This window comes from Pseudomonas sp. Larv2_ips, assembly GCF_963879675.1.
Classification (GTDB): Bacteria; Pseudomonadota; Gammaproteobacteria; order Pseudomonadales; family Pseudomonadaceae; genus Aquipseudomonas.
On record NZ_CAWOAW010000014.1, the window covers coordinates 780,480 to 799,873 of the forward strand.

The following is a 19,394-nucleotide window of genomic DNA, read 5'->3' on the forward strand; positions in this document are numbered from 1 at the left end:
TGAAAAGAACAAGTGCAAGCGTGCTGCCAATGGGCGTCGACCATAACGCGTGCTAGCTGATACAGAACTTGTGTATCAGAACCCTCGCTCCTTGATCAGCTCAATCAGCGCCCTCAAGCCGGCCGGTACATGCCGCCTTCCAGGGTAGTAGAGACGCAACGAGTCAAACGTTGGTGTCCACTCTTCAAGCACGCGTATCAGCGCCCCCGCAGCCAGGTCTGCAGCAGCATTCCACTCTGTCAAATAGGTCAATCCCATCCCCGCTCTGGCTGCTTGAAGCATTAATGTCGGATTGTCCAGCGTCAACGCACCGTTTACATCTACGGCAATGGACTCGCCGTGACGCTCAAACTCCCAGCGATAGATCGAGCCGCTCGGCATGCGGCTGCGAATGCATTCATGGGCGCTCAAGTCCAGCGGGCTTAAAGGGGTAGGGTGGCTGGCAAAATAGGCTGGGCTGCCCAGTACGGCAAATCGCTGAGGTGGGCTGATATCGACGGCGATCATGTCTTGTGGGACGCTGTCGCCAAGACGGATACCTGCATCGAACCCTTGAGCCACAATGTCGACCAGTCGACCTTCAGTGACGATATCCAGCTTCATCTGCGGATAGCGCCGCATGTACTCCAGCAATAACGGCATCACCTGCTTGGCGGCGCCTGCTGAGGTATTAAGCCGCAAGGTGCCACTCGGTGCCGACTGGCTATTTCCCGCTTGTTCAAGCGCCACGCGAATAGTCGAAAGGGCTGGCGTAATGGTGCTGACAAACTCCGCACCGATTTCCGACAGTGACACGCTGCGTGTCGTACGGTTGAACAAGCGAACGCCCATCCGTGCCTCAAGTGCAGCGATTGAATGGCTCAGCGCTGATGTCGAGACATTCAGTTCCGTCGCCGCTGCGCGAAAGCTGCGATGCCGGGCGACTGCCAGCACCGCCTCCAATTCGTTCAATCCTGAGGTGTTCATTGTCCTGAGTTGCTCATCAAGTCATGCCGATTTATACGAATTATCAGGTCAATGATAGTGGCTTACCGTGAGGCATACCAATTCGGTGACTTCGGAGATTCCCATGCATCAGATCCACCAGATCTATATCAATGGCCAATTTGTAACGCCTCACGGTGAAGAGCTTTTTGACCTGTTCAACCCCGCCAACGCCCAATGTATTGGTCAGGTTCGCCTGGCAGACGAACGCGACGCTATGAATGCCGTCAGCGCGGCAAAGCAGGCGTTCACCGAGTTTTCGCGCACCACAAAAGCCGTGCGTGTCGACTATCTCAAGCGTATGCACGCCGCCATTGTTTGCGTAGAAGCAGAGCTGACCGAGACAATCATCGAAGAATATGGCGCCCCGGTATCCCGTGCATCGTGGATGGCCAAGCATGCCGCCAGCGTCTTGCTTGACGCGGCGACCGTGCTGGAGGACTACGATTTCACCCAGCACCTGGGTATCGCAGAGGTGACGATGCAGCCCATCGGTGTGGCCGCACTGATAACGCCCTGGAACAGCAACGCCGGCTTCATCTGCGGCAAACTCGCTGCTGCATTGGCCGCTGGCTGCACTGCCGTGATCAAACCGAGTGAAATGAGCGCCACCCAGACCTCAATCGTTACACGCGCCCTTCATGAGGTGGGCCTGCCGCCTGGAGTGTTCAACATTGTTACCGGCCGTGGTGAAACCGTCGGTGCTGTATTGAGTACACATCCGGATATAGCCAAAGTCTCGTTCACCGGCTCTACCGCTGTAGGCAAACAGATCCTGCGCGCAGGCGCTGAAACGCTCAAGCGCATCACGCTGGAATTAGGCGGGAAGTCGCCGGTATTGATTCTCGAAGATGCGGACTTGAAAACGGCTATACCGATGGCGCTTCAGGCCGGGTTCATGAACAGCGGCCAGGCGTGCATTGCCGGCACCCGCATGCTTGTGCCCGCCCAACGCTTGGCTGAAGTAGAAGCGCTGGTAACCGAGCAGGTCGCCGGTATCCGGGCCGGCAACCCTAATGATCCTGCCACCAGCATCGGTCCTATGGTCAGCTTCAAGCAGTGGCAGCGGGTGCAGCGATACATTCAGATCGGCATCGAGGAGGGCGCTTACCTATTGGCGGGTGGCCCCGGCTTGCCTGATGGCATCGACGCCGGCTGGTTCATCAGGCCCACCGTCTTCAGTCGCGTTACCAACCAGATGACCATCGCTCGTGAGGAGATCTTCGGGCCTGTTCTGTCGATCATCCCCTACGATGACGAGGAGCAAGCGCTGACAATCGCCAACGATACGCCCTACGGCCTCCAGGCTTACATTCTGTCCTCAGACCTGCAAAGGGCGCACGCACTGGCCTCCCGTATCGACGCCGGTCGCGTGTTGATCAATACCCTGGCCCACGAGCCGCGTGCACCCTTTGGCGGCTTCAAACAATCAGGCATAGGTCGCGAGTACGGCACCTTCGGATTGGAGGCCTTTCTGGAGCCTAAATCCGTGCTCTCCTGACAAAACAGCATGCCGTTGGGGAAATCGATGCAAAGTGTTTCTGCATTTTTGGTATGGTGCAGCACATTTTCACAAGGATTGATTTTTCATCCGCAGGACGCGGCGTCGACCTTCTTCAACGAGATGCTGTAGAAATGCCTGAACCGATACCGATCAAGGATCACGAAAAAGAAAACCGTCTGGTCAACAAGCGCCTGCTTGCCTGTGCGTTATTGGTCATCGGCATCACCTGCGCCCTGGTGGGCCGCATGTATTTCCTGCAAGTGGTGCAGTACGACTACCACTCCACTATTTCCGAAAACAACCGGGTCCATGTGCTGCCGATTACGCCCACGCGCGGGTTGATCTATGACCGCAACGGCGTGGTTTTGGCCGACAACCGTCCCAGCTACAACCTGACGATTACCCGTGAACGCACAACCGACCTCAAGGGTGAGCTGGATGCCATCGTCAACCTGCTGCACCTGCCCGCCGAAGACCGTGCGGTGTTCGACAAGGCGCTGAAGCAGGCTCGTCATCCTTTTGTGCCCGTGACGCTGTTTTACGAATTGACTGAAGAACAGATCGCCGTACTGGCCGTTAACGAATTCCGTTTGCCTGGCGTGGATGTCGAGCCGCAATTTGTCCGTCATTACCCGCTGGGCGCGCATTTTGCTCACTCGATTGGTTACGTGGGCCGAATCAATGAAAAAGAATCCAAGGCCCTTGATTCGGTGGAGTACCGAGGTACGCAGTCCATCGGCAAGACCGGTATCGAGCGGTTCTACGAGTCCGAATTGCACGGCCATGTCGGCTATGAAGAGGTCGAGACCAATGCGCAGGGCCGCGTACTGCGCGTGCTCAAGCACACCGACCCGATCCCCGGCAAAAACATCGTTCTGAGCCTCGACGTCAAACTTCAGGAAGCGGCGGAAGAAGCCTTGGGCGATCGCCGTGGTTCGGTTGTCGCCCTCGATCCGCAAACGGGCGAAGTACTGGCGATGGTCAGTAAGCCGAGCTTTGACCCTAATCTGTTCGTGACCGGCATCAGCTTCAAGGAGTATGCGGCGCTGCACGACTCCATTGATCGGCCGCTGTTCAACCGTGTGCTGCGCGGGCTTTATGCGCCCGGTTCGACCATCAAACCGGAAGTGGCCATCGCCGGTCTCGACAGTGGCGTGGTTACCGCACAAACCCGCGTGTTCGACCCCGGTTACTACCAGTTGCCCGACTTTGACCACAAATACCGCAACTGGAACCACAGCGGCGACGGCTGGGTGGACATGGACGCGGCGATCATGCGCTCTAACGACACCTACTTTTACGACCTTGCCCACAAGCTGGGCATCGACCGTCTGCACGATTATTTGGCCGAATTCGGGCTGGGACAGAAAGTCTCTCTCGACATGTTCGAAGAGTCAGCCGGCCTGATGCCTTCCCAGGCCTGGAAACGTGCGACACGACGCCAGCCGTGGTTCCCGGGTGAAACGGTGATTCTCGGCATCGGCCAGGGCTATATGCAAGTCACGCCATTGCAGCTGGCCCAGGCCACTGCCTTGATTGCCAACAAAGGCGTATGGAACCGGCCGCATCTGGCCAAGACCATCAATGGCGTGCCGCCGGTGGATGAGAACCCGATGCCCAACGTGGTCCTCAAGGACCCGCGTGATTGGGAACAGGTCAACCATGGCATGCAACTGGTGATGCACGACCCGCGCGGTATCGCCCGGGCTGCGGCAGTCGGCGCCCAGTATCGCATCGCCGGCAAGAGTGGTACCGCGCAGGTGGTCGCGATTAAACAGGGCGAGCGTTACAACCGCAACAAGACCCTGGAACGCCATCGCGATAACGCTTTGTTTGTCGGCTTCGCGCCGGCCGAACACCCGAAAATCGTGATCTCGGTAATGATCGAAAACGGTGAAGCCGGCGGCCGTGTGGCGGGCCCTGTGGTGCGTCAAATCATGGATGCCTGGCTGCTCGACCAGGAAGGCCACCTCAAGCCGCAATACGCGACGCCGGCCAAAGCCCCGGGTGACCCGCACGTCTGACTCAGACCTTCCACTCGTCCCAGTGCTCTATACCTTGATAGGCGAGCCAGGGCACATCATGGGCCGTCCAGATGTGCGAGGTGGGCCGCACGCCCGGATCATCATCCAGCGTCGCCACTCGCACAATCACGTGGGGCTGATGCTTACGCTCCGCCATCAGATGTGAGCCACATCGCGAGCAGAAATGCCTGAATTTGCCCGGCGACGATTCAAGCGATGACAGCAGCGCTTCGCCCTGCGTCCAACGGAAATGTTCGCGCATCACCCCGGCCGTGGCCACGAACGCTGCTGCATGCACCTTGCGGCAGCTGTCGCAGTGGCAGTGGCTGATGGGCATGTCCAGGCTGTCCACTTGGTAGCACACGGCTTTGCAGAAGCAACTTCCATTCAACGGGTCAGTCATAACGTATTACCTGATCAAGGATGGGGTCATCGTCATCGCGCGCACACGCCAAGGTTGCGCATTGGTCGATGTCGCCTACTGTCAATGGAGGAGGTGACTTATGCACGTATTAGATCGCATCGAACGAAAAGTCCTGCTCAACGCTCCACGTAAACAGGTGTGGGAAGCCCTCACAGATGCCGAGCAATTCGGCAACTGGTTCGGTATTGCCCTGAAGGGCAAAACCTTTGCTGCCGGGGAAACCCTCGAAGCCCCCATTACCTACCCAGGCTATGAACATGTGGTGTGGAAGGCCAAAATCGAAAGGGTCTTGCCACAAACCCTGTTTTCCTTCTGGTGGCATCCTTATGCGGTCGAGGAGGGTGTCGACTACGACAGTGAAACGCCTACTCTGGTGGAGTTCACCATCGAAGATCGTGCGCCAGGCATTTTACTGAGGGTGGTTGAATCCGGGTTTGATGCGGTGCCCGAGGCCCGACGCCAGAAGGCCTTCAAGATGAATTCCCGTGGCTGGGATGAGCAAATGAACAACATCGAAACCTATCTGGCCCAGGCGCGTCGCGCCTGACTTAACCGGGCATCTTGATGATGCCCGTGTTCATCGCTGTCAGCCTTCGTGAGTTGTGGTGATTTCCAGGGTGTCGGTGAAGGTCACCAGCACACGTTGCCCGACCTTGAGGTCCTTGAGGCCGGCGCGGATCTCCGGTTTTTCAACGTTCAGCACTTTCGTCGCACCGGTGGGGTTTTCCAGGGTCACTTGGTTTTTGTTCAGGTCGATATGGGTAATCTTCAGCTGTACCTGGATCTGACGGAAAGCCGCACCGCCAGGGTGCGGGTTACTGGCCGTGGCACGCACCACGCCGGTACTTTCGCTTGAGTCCGGGGCACTTTTATCTACGTCGGTGTCGAGTACCGCAGCCACCGAATGGGTGGTCAGCACTTTTACTTGATCGCCAACCTTGAGATTGGCCAAGTCTTTGGCGTCATCACTGAGTTGCACATGCACCGGGTTACCCTCGGCACCTTCCAACACCACCTGCTGGGTGGCGGCATCGACCGACAGCACCTTGGTGGTCACTACATCGGCTTCAAGGGATTTGGACAGCGGGATGTCGGCGGCGTAAGCGGCAAGGTTGCCGGCGCACACCAGGGTGACCAGAGCAAGGGCCCGGCGCACGGAGCGAGGTACATTCATTGAAGGGACTTCCATGTGTGAGAAACCCTTGAGTCTAGTGACGAGTCAGCGATGCGCAAATTCGCTGACCCGCCACGTTGTAACTTTAGAAATCCACCGTCGCCGACAGCTTCGCCACCCGCGGATCGCCCTGGGTCAAATAGCCACCCAGCGCAGATTCCCAATACTTGGTATTGGCCACGTTCTCCACGGTCGCGCCCAACGTCACATCGCGCTGAGCCACTTTGAAGTTGTAGCGCGCACCCACATCGAAGCGATTCCAGGCTGGCAGGCTCAGGTTGTTTGCTGCATCGGCGTACTGGCCGCCGGTGCGCAGCATCCGGCCGTTGACGCTTACGCCTTGCAGGCCCGGCACATCCCACTCCACCCCGGCGTTGAGCTGGAACGACGGCACGCCAATCGCGCGGTTGCCGTCGTTGGCGCCGTTTGCCGTGCCGTTGACTTCGGTGTGAATAATCGTTGCGCCGCCCAGCAGGCGCAGGCCGCTGACCGGTTCACCGAAGACGTTCAGCTCAACGCCCTTGTTGACTTGCTCGCCCTGGAAGACATAGGTGGCGGTGCCGTCCGCATTCAGCTGGGAGTAACCTTGAGTCGGCTGTTCAATGCGGTACACGCCCAGTGTCGCTCCGTAGGTGCCCATATCAACCTTGACGCCCGCTTCGGTCTGTTTCGAGCGGGCCGGTGCGAAGGTCTGGTTGGCGTTGGTCACGCTGGTGGCGCTGCCAAACGTGCTCGGAGCGGTCGGCCCCGACGCCAGGCCTTCAATGTGGTTGGCATACAGCGACACATGGTCCCAAGGCTTGAACACCAAGCCATACACCGGTGTGGTGATGCCCTTGGCGTAATTGGCAGTGCGCGTGCCGGTGCCGTACGCATAGCCTTGAACCACCAGTTCCTGGCGGCGCAGACCTGCCGTGAACAGCAGGCGGTCATCCATAAAGCCGAAGGTGTCCGACACCGCTGCGCTGCGGGCGAAGGTCTTGGCGGTGATGCCTGGGTCGTTCAGGTCGCTGCCGGAAGTGAAACCGCCTTTGGCCGGTGCAGACACGTCGGCCGGATTGTAGATATTGGTTGGCTGGCTGCCGGCGGCAAAGTCGAAGGCGTTGCGGGTCTGGGTCCAGATGCCGGTCAGGCCCAGGTTCAACTTGTGGCTGACAGCGCCGGTCTGGAACTTGCCGTTCAGGCCGGCCATCAGGCTGGTGTTGTCTTCTTGGTGCGCGATGTTCGAGCCGCTGACCGTGGCATTCCCCAACGCGTCGTTCAGGGTGACCGACGAGTAGCGCCCCAGTTCGTTGGTGTGCTTGGCACCGCCGGCAATGTAGGCGGTCCAGTTGTCGTTGAGGTCGTACTCGCCCCGCAACATGCCGAACGTGTCTTCGAGGCTGGTGGTGCCCCAGTTCGGCGCGTAGTTGGTGTCGGCAGACGGGGCGTTGGGGATGTGGGTCAGGCCACTGCCGAGCAACACCGTATTGCGCCCGCCGTTCACTTGCTGCTTCTGATAAACAAAGTCACCCGACAGGCGCAACGCATCACCGCGGTAATCCAGGCCGACCGAGAACAGTTTCGAGCGCTGGTTCTCGTCGTCAACGGCCGTATCGCCTTCACGCTGGGACAGGTTTACCCGCGCACCAAAGCGGTTGTCCTCGCCAAAGCGCTGGCCGATGTCGAGGTGTTCACCCACTCGGCCATCACTGCTGATGTCGGTGCTGAAACGGCGCAACGGTACATCTTCGGCGCGCTTGGGCTGCAGGTTCACGCCACCGCCAATGCCGGAGCCGCCGGGCGTTACACCGTTGATGAACGCGTTGGGCCCCTTGAACACTTCAACCCGTTCCAGGGCGTCGGTGGACATGATCTGGCGCGGCAGGATGCCGTACAAACCGTTGAAGGAAATGTCGTCGCCATTGAGCGGCAGGCCGCGAATCACAAAAGCCTGGGCCTGGTTCGCATAGCCCGATGCCTGACGCACCGACGAGTCGTTGAGCAGCACATCGCCGACGGTTTGCGCCTGCTGGTCGCGAATCAATTTCTCGGTGTAGGAGGACATGCTGAATGGCACGTCCATGATGTCCTGGTTGCCCAGCACACCCAGTTGCCCGCCGCGTGCAACCTGGCCACCGGCGTAAACCGGCGGTAACGCGTTTGGCGCGGGCGCGTCGGCGTTGATGTTGGTGGCACCCAGTTCCAGTGTGTTGCCGTCCTGATGGTTATTCGCATCCTGCGGGGTGACTGGGGCTGCAGCATGAGCAGCAAGGCTCGCGGAGCAGCAAAGGGCGAGCAGGGTAGGGCGAAACGGCACACGAAGTCGGGTACGGGAGGGCATGGTCGATCCTGACGGCGAACCGTCAATGTGAGGAAAAGGGCAACAACGTTGCGCGTCCTCGCTGCGCGGATACGACTCCGGTGCGAATGATAGTGATTGTTATTAATGTTCTGCAACAAATTTATGAGATTGCGGTCTGCGTGCGCGTTAACGTGCCGCGTTTACGCGGATGCCGAGTAGAATCACGCCCTGAAAGCGATTCCTGAGGTGCGGCACGGTGGATTTACAGCAGGGTTTTGTCCTGACCCGGCATTGGCGCGACACGGCGGCGGGTACGGAGGTCAGTTTCTGGCTGGCCACCGACCAAGGCCCTCGGTGCGTGCGCCTACCCATGCAAACCTCGGTGATGTTTATCCCCGAGGCCTATCGCAAACAGCTCGACTGGTTGCTCAAGGGCGAGCGCGATATCGAACTGCGCCCGCTGCAGCTGTGTGATTTCCATCACCGCCCGGTGTTGGGCCTCTACACGCGCCAACACCGCCAGCTGATGGACCTGGAAAAACGCCTGCGCGCCGCCGGTGTCGATGTCTACGAAGGCGACGTTCGCCCGCCCGAGCGCTACATGATGGAGCGCTTCATCACCGCTCCCGTGTGGTTCGGCGGCACACCAGACGCCAACGACGTGCTGATCGACGCGCAGATGAAACCCGACCCCGACTACCGCCCGCCGCTGAAACTGGTGTCCCTGGACATCGAGACCACTGCCCAGGGCGATCTTTATTCCATCGCCCTCGAAGGCTGCGGCGAGCGCCAGGTGTACATGCTCGGCCCGCCGAATAAAACCGACGCGGTGGACTTCAAGCTCGACTATTGCGACACCCGCGCGCAACTGCTCGAGCGCCTCAACCAATGGCTCGCCACCCACGACCCCGATGCGATCATCGGCTGGAACGTGGTGCAGTTCGACCTGCGCGTGCTCCACGAACATGCCCAGCGCCTCAATGTGCCGCTGCTGCTTGGCCGTGGCGGTGAAGCCATGGCCTGGCGCGAACACGGCAGCCGCAATCACTACTTCGCGGCGGCAGCGGGGCGGTTGATTATCGACGGCATTGAAGCCCTGCGTTCGGCCACCTGGAGCTTTGAATCCTTCAGCCTGGAAAACGTCGCGCAAACCCTGCTCGGCGAAGGCAAGGACATCTCCACGCCGTACCAGCGCATGGACGAAATCAACCGCATGTTCGCCGAGGACAAGCCTGCGCTTGCGCGCTACAACCTCAAGGACTGCGAGCTGGTCACGCGCATTTTCGAGAAGACCGAGTTGCTCAAGTTCCTGCTGGAGCGGGCCAGCGTCACCGGACTGCCGGCCGACCGCAACGGCGGTTCGGTCGCCGCGTTTACCCACCTGTACATGCCGCTGATGCACCGCCAGGGCTTCGTCGCGCCGAACCTGGGCGACAAGCCACCACAGGCCAGCCCCGGCGGTTTTGTCATGGACTCGCGTCCCGGCCTGTATGAGTCGGTGTTGGTGCTCGACTACAAAAGCCTTTACCCGTCGATCATCCGCAGCTTTCTCATTGACCCGGTGGGCCTGATCGAAGGCCTCAAGCACCCCGAAGCGAGCGAGTCGGTGGAAGGCTTTCGCGGCGCGCGGTTCTCGCGAACCCGGCACTGCCTGCCCGCCATCGTCACGCGTGTCTCCGAAGGCCGTGAAGCGGCCAAACGCGAGCACAACGCGCCGCTGTCCCAGGCGCTGAAAATCATCATGAACGCCTTTTACGGTGTGCTCGGCTCCAGCGGGTGCCGCTTCTTCGACACGCGCCTGGCGTCCTCGATCACGATGCGCGGGCACCAGATCATGCGCCAGACCCGCGGACTGGTTGAGGCCAAGGGCTATGAAGTGATCTACGGCGACACCGACTCCACCTTCGTCTGGCTCGGCAGCGCGCATTCTGCGGACGACGCCAGCCGCATCGGTCGGCAATTGGTGCAGCACGTCAACGACTGGTGGCGTGCGCATTTGCACAGCGAATACGGCCTGCAAAGCGTCTTGGAACTGCAATACGAAACCCACTTCAGCCGCTTCCTCATGCCGACCATCCGCGGCGCGGAGGAGGGCAGCAAAAAGCGTTACGCCGGCCTGGTCGTGCACGCCGATGGCCGCGAAGACATGGTCTACAAAGGCCTCGAAACCGTGCGCAGCGACTGGTCACCGCTGGCCCGGCAATTTCAGCAGGAGCTTTACCAGCGCATCTTCCACCGCCAGCCCCATCAGGACTACGTGCGTGAGTACGTGCGCCGTACCCTGAGCGGCGAACTCGATGACCTGCTGATCTACCGCAAACGGCTGCGCCGCCAGTTGGACGACTACGAGCGCAACGTCCCCCCGCATGTGCGCGCCGCCCGCCTGGCAGATGAATACAACGACCGCCTGGGACGCCCGCGCCAGTACCAGCGCGGCGGTTGGATCAGCTACGTGATCAGCGTCAACGGCCCGGAACCGCTCGAAGTGCGGCAGGCGCCAATCGACTACGACCACTACGTCACGCGGCAATTGCAGCCGGTGGCCGACGCGATTCTGCCGTTCGTGAACGATGATTTTGGCACCCCGGTCGGCGGGCAGATGGGCCTGTTCTAAAACGCTTGCCTGGATGGGATCAGAGCCTGCACTCTTGGCCTCTGACGACCACCCGCAGACGGCGCAGCTTTTCATGACCCAGATCACCTTGACCGGCACTCACGTCGAACTCCAACCCTTGCAGCGAGAGCACGCGAGTGCCTTGCTCGACGCCGCCGCCGACGGCGAGCTGTGGAACCTGAAAGTCACTAACGTGCCCGGCCCGGACACCGTCGAGACGTACATCGACACCGCCTTGGCCGGGCGCAATGCGGGCAGTGTGATTCCTTTCACCATCGTGCGCAAAAGCACGGGTGAAGTGGTCGGCAGCACACGATTCTGGAAGGTCGACCGGGCCAATCGCAAACTGGAAATCGGCCACACCTGGTTGGCGCAATCGACGCAAAAATCTGCGATCAACACCGAAGCCAAACTGTTGCTGCTGACCTACGCCTTCGAAGTCCTCGACTGCGTGCGTGTGCAATTCACCACCGACGAACTCAACGAAAAATCCCGTGCCGCGATCCTGCGCCTCGGCGCCGTACAAGAAGGCATCGTGCGCCACGAACGCATCATGCCCGACGGGCGCAAGCGCAACTCGGTGCGCTTTAGCATCATCGATTCGGAATGGCCGCAGGTGAAGGCCAACTTGCAGGCCAAATTGCTGCGCTAAGGAGGAAACGCCCATGTACACGCTTTACGGCATTGATGAATCCGGCTCCTGCATGATCGAAATTGCCCTGCAACGTTGCGCGGTGCCGTGGCGTCGCATCGACGCCAGTTCCTGGGCAGATGGCGAGGGCAGTGAAGCCCTCGCGCGCATCAACCCGCTCAAACAAATCCCCACGCTGGTCACGCCTGATGGCCAGGTGCTGACCGAAAGCGCCGCCATCCTGATCCACCTGGGCCTGGAATTTCCCGCCTCGGACCTGCTTGCCGGCAACCGCGCACAGATCCTGCGCGGCCTGGTGTACATCGCTGCCAATTGCTACTCGGCCATCGGCATCATTGACTACCCGCAACGCTGGCTGGGCAACGCGGATGAAGCGGCGCAGACGCAATTGACCACCGGCACGCGGCGCTATCTGCACCATGCGTGGGTGGTGTTCGCCCAGCAGTTCGCCGACCAGCTGTTCGCCCCCAATCAGGTGCCGAATGCACTGGGCATCATGGCCGCAGCCGTGTCGCGTTGGGACGCGGCGCGCGAGGTGTTGAGCAACCTGGCGCCCAGCTTTGCGCAGGCGTTGGCGCAGGTGGATGCCGACCCTGTCGTGGCGCCCGTGTTTGCGAGGCATTGGCCGGAATGGGGCGTCTCTTGATGTTTCCGCAATCAGAAGAAACAATCACCGTAGCGCGCGCCCAACCCCTTGCGTAGCAGGCTTCCTGACCTACGCTTCTTAACGAGGTGTAGGAATCATCCTTGAAATTGACTGTCGCAGACATGAAACTCAAGAACCCTGCATGGAATTCAAAGGAGGTGCGCATGCTCATCCGGTCGCTGACCCTGGCTACCTTGATGGCTTTTACGGGGCCGCTGTTGGCCGCGGATGATATCAACCCGCTCAAGCAGGACTTGGGCAAGTCGCGTCCGCTGGTGGTGGTGGAACTTGACTCCGGTAACGAAGCATTGGCGAACCTGAAAAAACAGCTGGATGAGCCTGCCAACAAGCAGTCCTTTGAAGAGCGCAGCATGGTGTTCTACACCGTGAAGTTCGGCAGCATCGGTGCCGAAGGCGAGAAATTTGCCAAGGACGCCAAGGACAACAAAAAGCTCACGCCGCCTGAAACCAACGCGCTGATCCGTGCCCTCAAGTTAGGCGCCGGCAGTGGCACCAAAGTGATTTTGGTCGGCAAGGACGGCGAGAAGAAACTCGAAAAAACCGTGCCACCGGATACCCTCGACGTGAAGGAATTCTTCAGCGCCATCGACCAGATGCCCATGGCTGAAAAAGAACTCGCCGCGCCTGCCGAGCCAGAACCCGCCGCGCCCGCCAAAGGCGCAAAAGCGGCCAAGCCCGCAAAAGCCGGCAGCAAGGCCGCCGCGCCACAGCTTGATGATTGAACCTACATAACCCCTGTGGGAGCGGGCTTGCCCGCGATGACGGAATGTCAGTCAAAACACCTTTGAATGACCCACCGCTATCGCGAGCAAACCCCCTCCCACAGGGGTTTAATGGTTTTCTGAAGGTTTGACGGCTTTGCGCACCGGAAACGGAAAGTAGAAAAACCGCAGGAACGCCACCCGCTTGATCACTTCCCCGATCATCAACGGCACCACCACCGCCACCACCAGGCCCACACACGCCGCCAGAAACGAATGCAGGCCCAGGCGTTCGAGCAGGTCGACAGTCTTGTGCTGGATTTCGCCATGGAAGATCAACAGGATCAGGGTCGACTGACCGATATAGGTCATCGCCCGGGTCAGCGGTGCCGACACCATCATTACCCGCGCCAGTGCCCAGCATGCGTACACGCCGATCACCGCCAGCACGCTGGTCCACAGCCAGCTGTCGTAGCGACGTTGCGCCAGGTCCATGGTGTCCCAGGTAGCAATGAACACCGCGGCAAATAACAGGATTGAGACCAGGCATGTCAGCCACGATCCCGAATGTGTACGCAACCAATCGCGTGCCAGGTAGCCGGCGATGAAGTAGGTGCTGCTGATCAAGGTGATATCCAGGCTGAACGGCAGCCCCGGCAACACCCAGTTGTGGCCGCCCAGCGTCACCGGCAATTGCCAGAACACTGGCAGCAGCCAAATTCCGAGAAGCAGCTGCGCCGTGATCAGCACGCAGGTCACCCACAACGACAGCTTCAGGCGCTGGATCAACCGCAGCATCACCCAACTGAACAGAATCGCCACCCAGAAGTGCGGCAGAAACCACATGGCCTGCCACGGAATGGTGTCCACCGAGGCATACAGCACGCCGCCAATATCCGGCAGCAGCGGCTGGCCGCGCAGCAGGGCGCGCACGATGACGTACGCCAGCATGGTGAAGAAAAACGGCTTGAGCAGCCCGTCAGCCTTGCGCACCGCCATCTCCACGAACGGTTGCTCGGGTTTGAAGAACACGCCGGACAGGAAAAAGAACAACGGCAGGATGAACGAAGCGAGGATCGGATACAGCAGGTCCGGCGAGGTGGCGACGAACCAACTGTGGGCAAACACGATCACCAGGATGCCGATGCCCTTGGCGATATCCATCTGAATCCAACGATGCTTCATCTGACTATTCCCGATCGGTCATTCACGCCTTGCGCCACGGCTTCAGCCACAGCCCCATGCCCAGCAACATCACCATGCCCGCCAGGGTACTGAGCCCCAACTGCAGCCATACGCCTTGAATTGGAAACAACACCCACGCCGCCACGCCCATCACCACCGCACTGAGCAGCCAATGCCGCGCCCACGCCAGGGCGTCGAGCAAACCCTGGCGCTGCATCAGCAGCAAGGCCGTGCAGATCACCCCGGCCAGCGCGGCCAGCGGTATACCCGCCAGGCCGAACACAAAGGGCAGGGCGCCCAGCAGCAGCACATTGACCAGGCTGCCGAGCAATTCACAACGCAACGGCTGGCGCGTGTCGCCGGCCGCGTAGGCATAGCGTGCGAGCAGGGCGTTCCAGGCACCGAACACCAGCGGCACGGCAAACCACGCCAGCAGCAACGGCAGTGGCGAATCCGCCGATTGCTTGGGCAGCAGTAACGCCACCAGGCTGGGGGCCGCGGCCACCAGGCCGACGCCTGCCGGCAGTGTCAGCACGCTGGCGGTCTCCAGGCCGCGCTTGAGCAGCGCCAGGCGCTCATCGCCCTGGCGCCGGCTCATCATGCCCAGCAGCACCTGGTTGAGGCTCATCAGCGCAATCAACGGCAGGTTCATCAGCTTGCGGGCGAGGTTGACCCAGGTCACCGCCCCTTCGCCGAGCAGCGACGCCACCAGTCGCTCGATCAGCGCCAACCCCTGGCTGGCGCCATTGCTCAACAGCAGTGGGCCGATGCGCTGGCCCAGTTCGCGCAGCGGCGTAAAGCTCAGTTGCCAGCGCCACGGCCGCCAGCCCTGGCGCCAGATCGAGGGCAGCAACGCCAACGGCATCAACAGGCTGCCGGCCAGGCAGGCGAGCGCCAGAGAATGGGGTTGGGTGGCCGTGCCCGCCACGGCGAGGTAGGTCACCGGCGGCAGGTTGAACAGCAGCGAACCCAGCCCCGCCAGCACAAAACGTTCGCTGGCCTGCAACGGAATACTGAACAGCGCATGCAACATCAAACCCGGCACGCACCAGGCAACGATCTGCAGGTTGCTGGCCGCCAGTGCCGTGGCGCTGGCCGCCAGCCCCGGGCCGAGCAACTGCACCAGCCACGGCGCCAGCAGCGTCAGCAGCAGGCTGGTGACCAACGCAATCAGCATCAGGGCCGGAAACAGCACCGCCAGCCAATCCAGGCGATCGTCGTCCTTGCGTTGCAGGTACAGCGGCAGCGCGGCGGCGCTCAATACGCCACCGGCCAGCGACATGCGCAACGCCTCCGGCAAAAACAGCGCGATCAGGAACGCATCACTGCGCTCGCCCGCGCCCCAGGCGGCCACCAGCAGCCACTCGCGGGCGAACCCCAGGCACAGGCCCAGCAGGGTCGCAAGCGTCAGCCAGACGGCGGAGCCGAGCATGATTAAAGCCGCGCGCCGTCAAGGGCCGGCTTGCGGTAAGCCACTGTCTTGACCTGCGGCAGACGCGCCGGGAACAGCCGGCGTGCCTCCAGTACATTGAGGCCAACCATCAGCCAGAACAGCGCCACCATCACCACGGCAAAGCTGAAGTAGTGGTCAAACAACCCGCTGACCAGTGCCGACAGAATCCCGGCAGTGCTGCCCAGCCACAGCGCGTTGTCTTTGGTCAGACGAATCGGGCCTTTCTGCGGGCGTGCTTCACGCCACCAGCGCACGGTCACGGCGACAAACAACAGCATGCCGACAATGCCGGTCTTGTAGATGAAGTTCAGCCACAGGTTGGAGATGCCCAGCAAATGCGTGCCTGGCACTGGCGGGTCGACCTTGAAGCCGATGCCGAACGGGTACGAAGCCACCGCCTGCGGGAACATGCGGTATTCGTCGAAACGTATTTCGGTACTGGCGTTGTCCGACGAAAAAATCGTCGCCAGGCGGTCCTGCAACGGCGGATAGGCCATCACCAGCGCGACCGTCAGCGCCGCACCGATCATCAACAGCCTGCCGGTGTAGGGCACACGCCGCGTCGCCATCCAGATCAGCACCAGCGCCAGGCTGACCATCGCGCCACGGCTACTGGCCAACAGCAATGCGGCGGCGCCCAGGCACGCCACGCCCAGGCCCAGTCCACGCTTCCAGCCTTGTTCGGTCATGCCGTAGCAGAACGCCAACGGCAGCAGCAACGCCATGATCCCGCCGATGGCATTCGGGTGCATCCACGGCGAGCCCATGCGCGATGACATCGCCTCCAGGCCGAATTTCAACATGTCGAAGTTGCCGTAGTTGAACAGCGCCAGGATCGGCGCAATTCCCGCCCCCGACCGGGTACGCACAAACACCGCAATCGACAACACCAGCATCGCCAGCGTGCCCAGCAGCAGGGCGATCACCAGTGATTCGCGGTGTTTGTAGTCGGTCAGCAACTTGGCGCAGAGGTACACCGCCGACAGGCTCAGCAACCAGCGCAGCCAATTGGCCACGCCGCTGGTGTCGGCGTGGATCGTGACCTGGCCGACGATAAACGGGAACACACTGAACAGCATCAGCCACAGCAGCATCTGGTCGGTGGGGCGACGTGACAGGCTCGGCGTGTCGGCTACGCGCGACAGAAAGCTGTGCCACAGCACCGCGCCCCAGGTCAGCGCCAGGATCGCCTCACTCACCGTACTGCGAATGCCCAGGTTGACGGTCGAGTACGGCATGAAGGTCGCGACGCCGGCGAACAGCAGCAAACCCCAGAACGGGAAGCGCAGGATGGTCACCGCCGCGGCCAGGCCGATCACGGCGAGAAACGCCTTGGCTGGAGAGAGCATCAGGGCCAGCGCGCCGAACAACAGGCCGAACAGGATCGCGACGAGGCTTGCCAGGGAGAGTCTCATTTCAATTCCTCGATCAGTTCAGCCAGGCGCCGGCGATAGGCCTGATGGTTGAAGCGTTGCGCCCATTGCCGGCGTTGTTCGGGTGATTCTTCAGCCGGGCGGTCCGCCAGCGCCAGCATCAATTGCACCAGCGCCGGGCCGTCGGTGGGCGAGAAGCGAGGTGCAGACGGCGGGGTGATTTCATCCAGCGAGGTGCCGCTGGCCACGGCCACTGGGGTGCCGACGCTCAGGGCTTCGATGACGGGTAGACCAAAACCTTCCGCATACGACGGCTGCCACAGGCGCGAGGCCTGGCGGTACAGCGCGTGCAGCTCGGCATCCGAGACGCCGCTCAGGGCGCGAATGCCCGGCAGGTTGCGCTGGGTTTCGGGCAAATGCTCAAGGCTGCCCACCAGCACCAACGCCGGCACGGCGGGTGACAGGCTGCGGGCCTGCTGCCAGGCGTCGACCAGAAACGGCACGTTCTTGCGCAACTCACGCGTGCCCACCAGCAGCCAGTAATGCTCGGGCATGTTACGCGCCGTCAGGTCTGCCGCCAGCTCGACAAAACTGTCGACTTGATTGGGCAGCACCCGAATCTTGCCCGCCGCCTTGGGAAACAGCCGCGCGGTTTCATCGGCGCTGTACTGTGAGGGCGTCCACACGCGGTCGGCGCTGTGCACCGCGTACGCAATCGAAAGCCGATCGCTGGTCTTGTAGATCAGCGCTTTGAGGCGGTTGGCGTGATAGTTGTTCAACGTGATCTGGAACAGGTCATGCAGCAGCACGACGGTGCGCAAACCTTTGGGCTTGGGCGGCAACGGCAGGCCCATATTGAACGTGCTGATGTACAGGTCGATCTGCTGCTCGCGCAAGGCTGCCGGCAAAAAACCGGCCTCAAAGCGCAGACGATTGTGTGGCTGGTGCATCGCGGTTTTCGCGCAGCCCCAGGCCGGGCAGTGCGCCTGCAAGCGGGTTTCATCGCCCAGCGGTGCCACGGTAAACCGCGCCAGTTCCACACCCGGCAGCGTGCGCAGGGCATTTTCCAGGGCGTACACCTGGCGGCTGATCCCCGATTGCGGCGAGGTGCCGACGGTGCGGTAATCCAGGCCTATACGCATGCGGGTTCCTTTTGATTGAGCGGCGCGAGCGTCGCGTATACCTGTTCCAACTGGCTGGCGGCCACGCTCCAGTCATGCGCGCGGCGTACATAGGCGCGGCCCGCTTCGCCCATGGGCGCGGCGGCGTCGGGAAACTGCAGCAGGCGTACCACGGCGTCCGCCAGGCTGTCGGCGGTTTGCCCACCGAGGTAATCCAGGCCTTCAATCAGGTCCAGGCCCGACACGCCTTGTTCGGTACTCGCCAAGGGCAACCCGGCAGCCAGGGCTTCGAGCACCTTGAGCTTGGAACCGCCGCCGTGGCGCAACGGCGCCAGAAACACCGAACAACTTGATTGCAGGTTCAACAGGTTCGGTACAAACCCTTGCCACTCGATACGCGGGTCCTTCCAACGCTCACGCCAACTGCCGGGCATGCCAAACCCGCACACGCTCATGCGCGCATCCGGGCAGCGCGCCCAGACCTTGGGCAGGATTTCATCCAGGGCCCACTCGATGGCGTCCACGTTGGGCGCGTATTCATAGTTGCCCAGAAACAGCACGCGGCGCGTGGAGGGGTCGGGCCGGGCGGCGGCGAAGTGATCGCAGTCCACACCGTTGACCACCACCGGCACCGGTTTGCCGGCGATCCTGGCCAGCACCTGCGCGTCGCTGTCGGTCACCGCCACCACCTGCGCGGCCTGGCGCATCACGCGGTGTTCCCACCGGCTGTAGCGCCATTGGTCGTAGCGAATAAATGGCAGCGCCCAGCGCGGCAGGCGGTCGTAGGTGGCCGCACCCAGCGCCGACTCAACGTTATGTTCGGTCAGCACGAACGGCTGCGATTGGCGCGCCAGGGCATCTTCATAAGGTTGGAACGTGTAGGTGTGCTCGATCTGCACCACATCCCAATGCTCTTTGAGCAACTGATTGAATGTGTCCTGCAGCGCGCCCGACAGGCCGTTGACGCTGGCCAGCAGCGGGTACGGTGCAAACAGGCCGGCCACCAGGGTTTTGACGCTGCGCAGTGGGCGGCGCGGCAGCACGATCACCTGCTCGAGGAAGGCCTCCAGCACTTGGCGATCGGTCAGCGACACCGGGTTTTTATCGTGCAGCAGCAAGGTGATTCGATGCCCACGCGCGGCCAGGCTGCGCAGCAGATGGAACTGGCGCGTCTTGCCGCCGCTGGTGGCGGGCCAGGGCGAGTAGGGCAGGATCCATAAAATGCGCATGGCGG

Annotated in this window: 16 protein-coding genes; 7 read left to right on the plus strand and 9 right to left on the minus strand. The window is 61.4% G+C overall.

The window, feature by feature from the left end; translation table 11 throughout:
• Nucleotides 1–75: 75 nt before the first annotated feature.
• Nucleotides 76–966 carry a LysR family transcriptional regulator gene (locus AACV02_RS10080; protein ID WP_119739321.1) on the minus strand — a complete coding sequence of 297 codons (891 nt, stop codon included), beginning with the start codon at nt 964–966 and terminating at the stop codon, nt 76–78.
• 103 nt (nt 967–1,069) lie between these two features.
• On the opposite strand from AACV02_RS10080, the gene AACV02_RS10085 reads away from it, so the two are divergent.
• Together AACV02_RS10085 and mrdA are read left to right on the plus strand one after the other, a co-directional pair.
• Nucleotides 1,070–2,485 carry an aldehyde dehydrogenase family protein gene (locus AACV02_RS10085; RefSeq protein ID WP_119739323.1) on the plus strand — a complete coding sequence of 472 codons (1,416 nt, stop codon included), beginning with the start codon at nt 1,070–1,072 and terminating at the stop codon, nt 2,483–2,485.
• Between the two features lie 134 nt (nt 2,486–2,619).
• Nucleotides 2,620–4,512, plus strand: a complete 1,893-nt coding sequence (gene mrdA, locus AACV02_RS10090; RefSeq protein ID WP_106580023.1) for a penicillin-binding protein 2 — start codon at nt 2,620–2,622, stop codon at nt 4,510–4,512.
• A gap of 1 nt (nt 4,513) precedes the next feature.
• Here mrdA and AACV02_RS10095 read toward each other — a convergent pair whose 3' ends face one another.
• Complete coding sequence (locus AACV02_RS10095; RefSeq protein WP_119739325.1) at nt 4,514–4,915, minus strand: GFA family protein; 402 nt, start codon at nt 4,913–4,915, stop codon at nt 4,514–4,516.
• Between the two features lie 100 nt (nt 4,916–5,015).
• Between AACV02_RS10095 and AACV02_RS10100 the strand changes: the two genes are divergently transcribed.
• On the plus strand, nt 5,016–5,483 hold the full coding sequence (locus AACV02_RS10100; RefSeq protein ID WP_119739328.1) for an SRPBCC family protein: 468 nt from the start codon (nt 5,016–5,018) through the stop codon (nt 5,481–5,483).
• A 39-nt stretch (nt 5,484–5,522) separates the two neighbouring features.
• Here the strand turns inward: AACV02_RS10100 and AACV02_RS10105 are convergent, their stop codons facing one another.
• The gene (locus AACV02_RS10105; RefSeq protein ID WP_119739330.1) at nt 5,523–6,110 is read right to left on the minus strand and encodes a hypothetical protein; all 588 of its coding nucleotides are present in this window, start codon (nt 6,108–6,110) and stop codon (nt 5,523–5,525) included.
• Nucleotides 6,111–6,195: 85 nt separating this feature from the next.
• On the minus strand, nt 6,196–8,433 hold the full coding sequence (locus tag AACV02_RS10110; protein WP_119739332.1) for a TonB-dependent receptor: 2,238 nt from the start codon (nt 8,431–8,433) through the stop codon (nt 6,196–6,198).
• 217 nt (nt 8,434–8,650) lie between these two features.
• Between AACV02_RS10110 and AACV02_RS10115 the strand changes: the two genes are divergently transcribed.
• The 4 genes from AACV02_RS10115 to AACV02_RS10130 all read left to right on the plus strand — a co-directional run bounded on the left by AACV02_RS10115 (nt 8,651) and on the right by AACV02_RS10130 (nt 13,049).
• A complete protein-coding gene (locus AACV02_RS10115) occupies nt 8,651–11,008 on the plus strand; it encodes a DNA polymerase II (RefSeq protein ID WP_119739334.1) in 2,358 nt (785 codons plus the stop codon).
• 73 nt (nt 11,009–11,081) lie between these two features.
• On the plus strand, nt 11,082–11,660 hold the full coding sequence (locus AACV02_RS10120; protein WP_106580029.1) for a GNAT family N-acetyltransferase: 579 nt from the start codon (nt 11,082–11,084) through the stop codon (nt 11,658–11,660).
• A 13-nt stretch (nt 11,661–11,673) separates the two neighbouring features.
• Nucleotides 11,674–12,306 carry a glutathione S-transferase N-terminal domain-containing protein gene (locus AACV02_RS10125; protein WP_106580030.1) on the plus strand — a complete coding sequence of 211 codons (633 nt, stop codon included), beginning with the start codon at nt 11,674–11,676 and terminating at the stop codon, nt 12,304–12,306.
• Nucleotides 12,307–12,470: 164 nt separating this feature from the next.
• The gene (locus AACV02_RS10130; protein WP_119739337.1) at nt 12,471–13,049 is read left to right on the plus strand and encodes a DUF4174 domain-containing protein; all 579 of its coding nucleotides are present in this window, start codon (nt 12,471–12,473) and stop codon (nt 13,047–13,049) included.
• Nucleotides 13,050–13,157: 108 nt separating this feature from the next.
• Here the strand turns inward: AACV02_RS10130 and AACV02_RS10135 are convergent, their stop codons facing one another.
• From AACV02_RS10135 to AACV02_RS10155, 5 genes are read right to left on the minus strand one after another with little or no spacing between them, the layout of a single operon-like run.
• Nucleotides 13,158–14,213 carry an acyltransferase family protein gene (locus AACV02_RS10135; RefSeq protein WP_119739340.1) on the minus strand — a complete coding sequence of 352 codons (1,056 nt, stop codon included), beginning with the start codon at nt 14,211–14,213 and terminating at the stop codon, nt 13,158–13,160.
• 22 nt (nt 14,214–14,235) lie between these two features.
• Nucleotides 14,236–15,645: a murein biosynthesis integral membrane protein MurJ gene (murJ, locus tag AACV02_RS10140; protein ID WP_119739343.1), complete on the minus strand. Its 1,410-nt coding sequence runs from the start codon at nt 15,643–15,645 to the stop codon at nt 14,236–14,238.
• Nucleotides 15,646–15,647: 2 nt separating this feature from the next.
• Complete coding sequence (locus tag AACV02_RS10145) at nt 15,648–17,081, minus strand: O-antigen ligase family protein (protein WP_119739345.1); 1,434 nt, start codon at nt 17,079–17,081, stop codon at nt 15,648–15,650.
• Nucleotides 17,078–18,181, minus strand: a complete 1,104-nt coding sequence (locus AACV02_RS10150) for a glycosyltransferase family 4 protein (RefSeq protein WP_119739347.1) — start codon at nt 18,179–18,181, stop codon at nt 17,078–17,080. Before AACV02_RS10150 ends, AACV02_RS10145 begins: the two co-directional genes overlap by 4 nt.
• Entirely contained in the window at nt 18,172–19,389 is a 1,218-nt protein-coding gene (locus AACV02_RS10155; RefSeq protein WP_106580036.1) for a glycosyltransferase family 4 protein, read from the minus strand. The genes AACV02_RS10150 and AACV02_RS10155 overlap by 10 nt, the downstream gene beginning before the upstream one ends.
• Nucleotides 19,390–19,394 lie beyond the last annotated feature (5 nt).

Coding starts and splice junctions, on each gene's coding strand:
- AACV02_RS10100 (WP_119739328.1), top strand. CDS start 5,016: ATGCACGTATTAGATCGCATCGAACGAAAAGTCCTGCTCAACGCTCCA.
- AACV02_RS10120 (WP_106580029.1), top strand. CDS start 11,082: ATGACCCAGATCACCTTGACCGGCACTCACGTCGAACTCCAACCCTTG.
- murJ (WP_119739343.1), bottom strand. CDS start 15,645: ATGCTCGGCTCCGCCGTCTGGCTGACGCTTGCGACCCTGCTGGGCCTG.
- AACV02_RS10150 (WP_119739347.1), bottom strand. CDS start 18,181: ATGCGTATAGGCCTGGATTACCGCACCGTCGGCACCTCGCCGCAATCG.
- AACV02_RS10135 (WP_119739340.1), bottom strand. CDS start 14,213: ATGAAGCATCGTTGGATTCAGATGGATATCGCCAAGGGCATCGGCATC.
- AACV02_RS10155 (WP_106580036.1), bottom strand. CDS start 19,389: ATGCGCATTTTATGGATCCTGCCCTACTCGCCCTGGCCCGCCACCAGC.
- AACV02_RS10105 (WP_119739330.1), bottom strand. CDS start 6,110: ATGAATGTACCTCGCTCCGTGCGCCGGGCCCTTGCTCTGGTCACCCTG.
- mrdA (WP_106580023.1), top strand. CDS start 2,620: ATGCCTGAACCGATACCGATCAAGGATCACGAAAAAGAAAACCGTCTG.
- AACV02_RS10130 (WP_119739337.1), top strand. CDS start 12,471: ATGCTCATCCGGTCGCTGACCCTGGCTACCTTGATGGCTTTTACGGGG.
- AACV02_RS10125 (WP_106580030.1), top strand. CDS start 11,674: ATGTACACGCTTTACGGCATTGATGAATCCGGCTCCTGCATGATCGAA.
- AACV02_RS10085 (WP_119739323.1), top strand. CDS start 1,070: ATGCATCAGATCCACCAGATCTATATCAATGGCCAATTTGTAACGCCT.
- AACV02_RS10080 (WP_119739321.1), bottom strand. CDS start 966: ATGAACACCTCAGGATTGAACGAATTGGAGGCGGTGCTGGCAGTCGCC.
- AACV02_RS10110 (WP_119739332.1), bottom strand. CDS start 8,433: ATGCCCTCCCGTACCCGACTTCGTGTGCCGTTTCGCCCTACCCTGCTC.
- AACV02_RS10145 (WP_119739345.1), bottom strand. CDS start 17,081: ATGAGACTCTCCCTGGCAAGCCTCGTCGCGATCCTGTTCGGCCTGTTG.
- AACV02_RS10095 (WP_119739325.1), bottom strand. CDS start 4,915: ATGACTGACCCGTTGAATGGAAGTTGCTTCTGCAAAGCCGTGTGCTAC.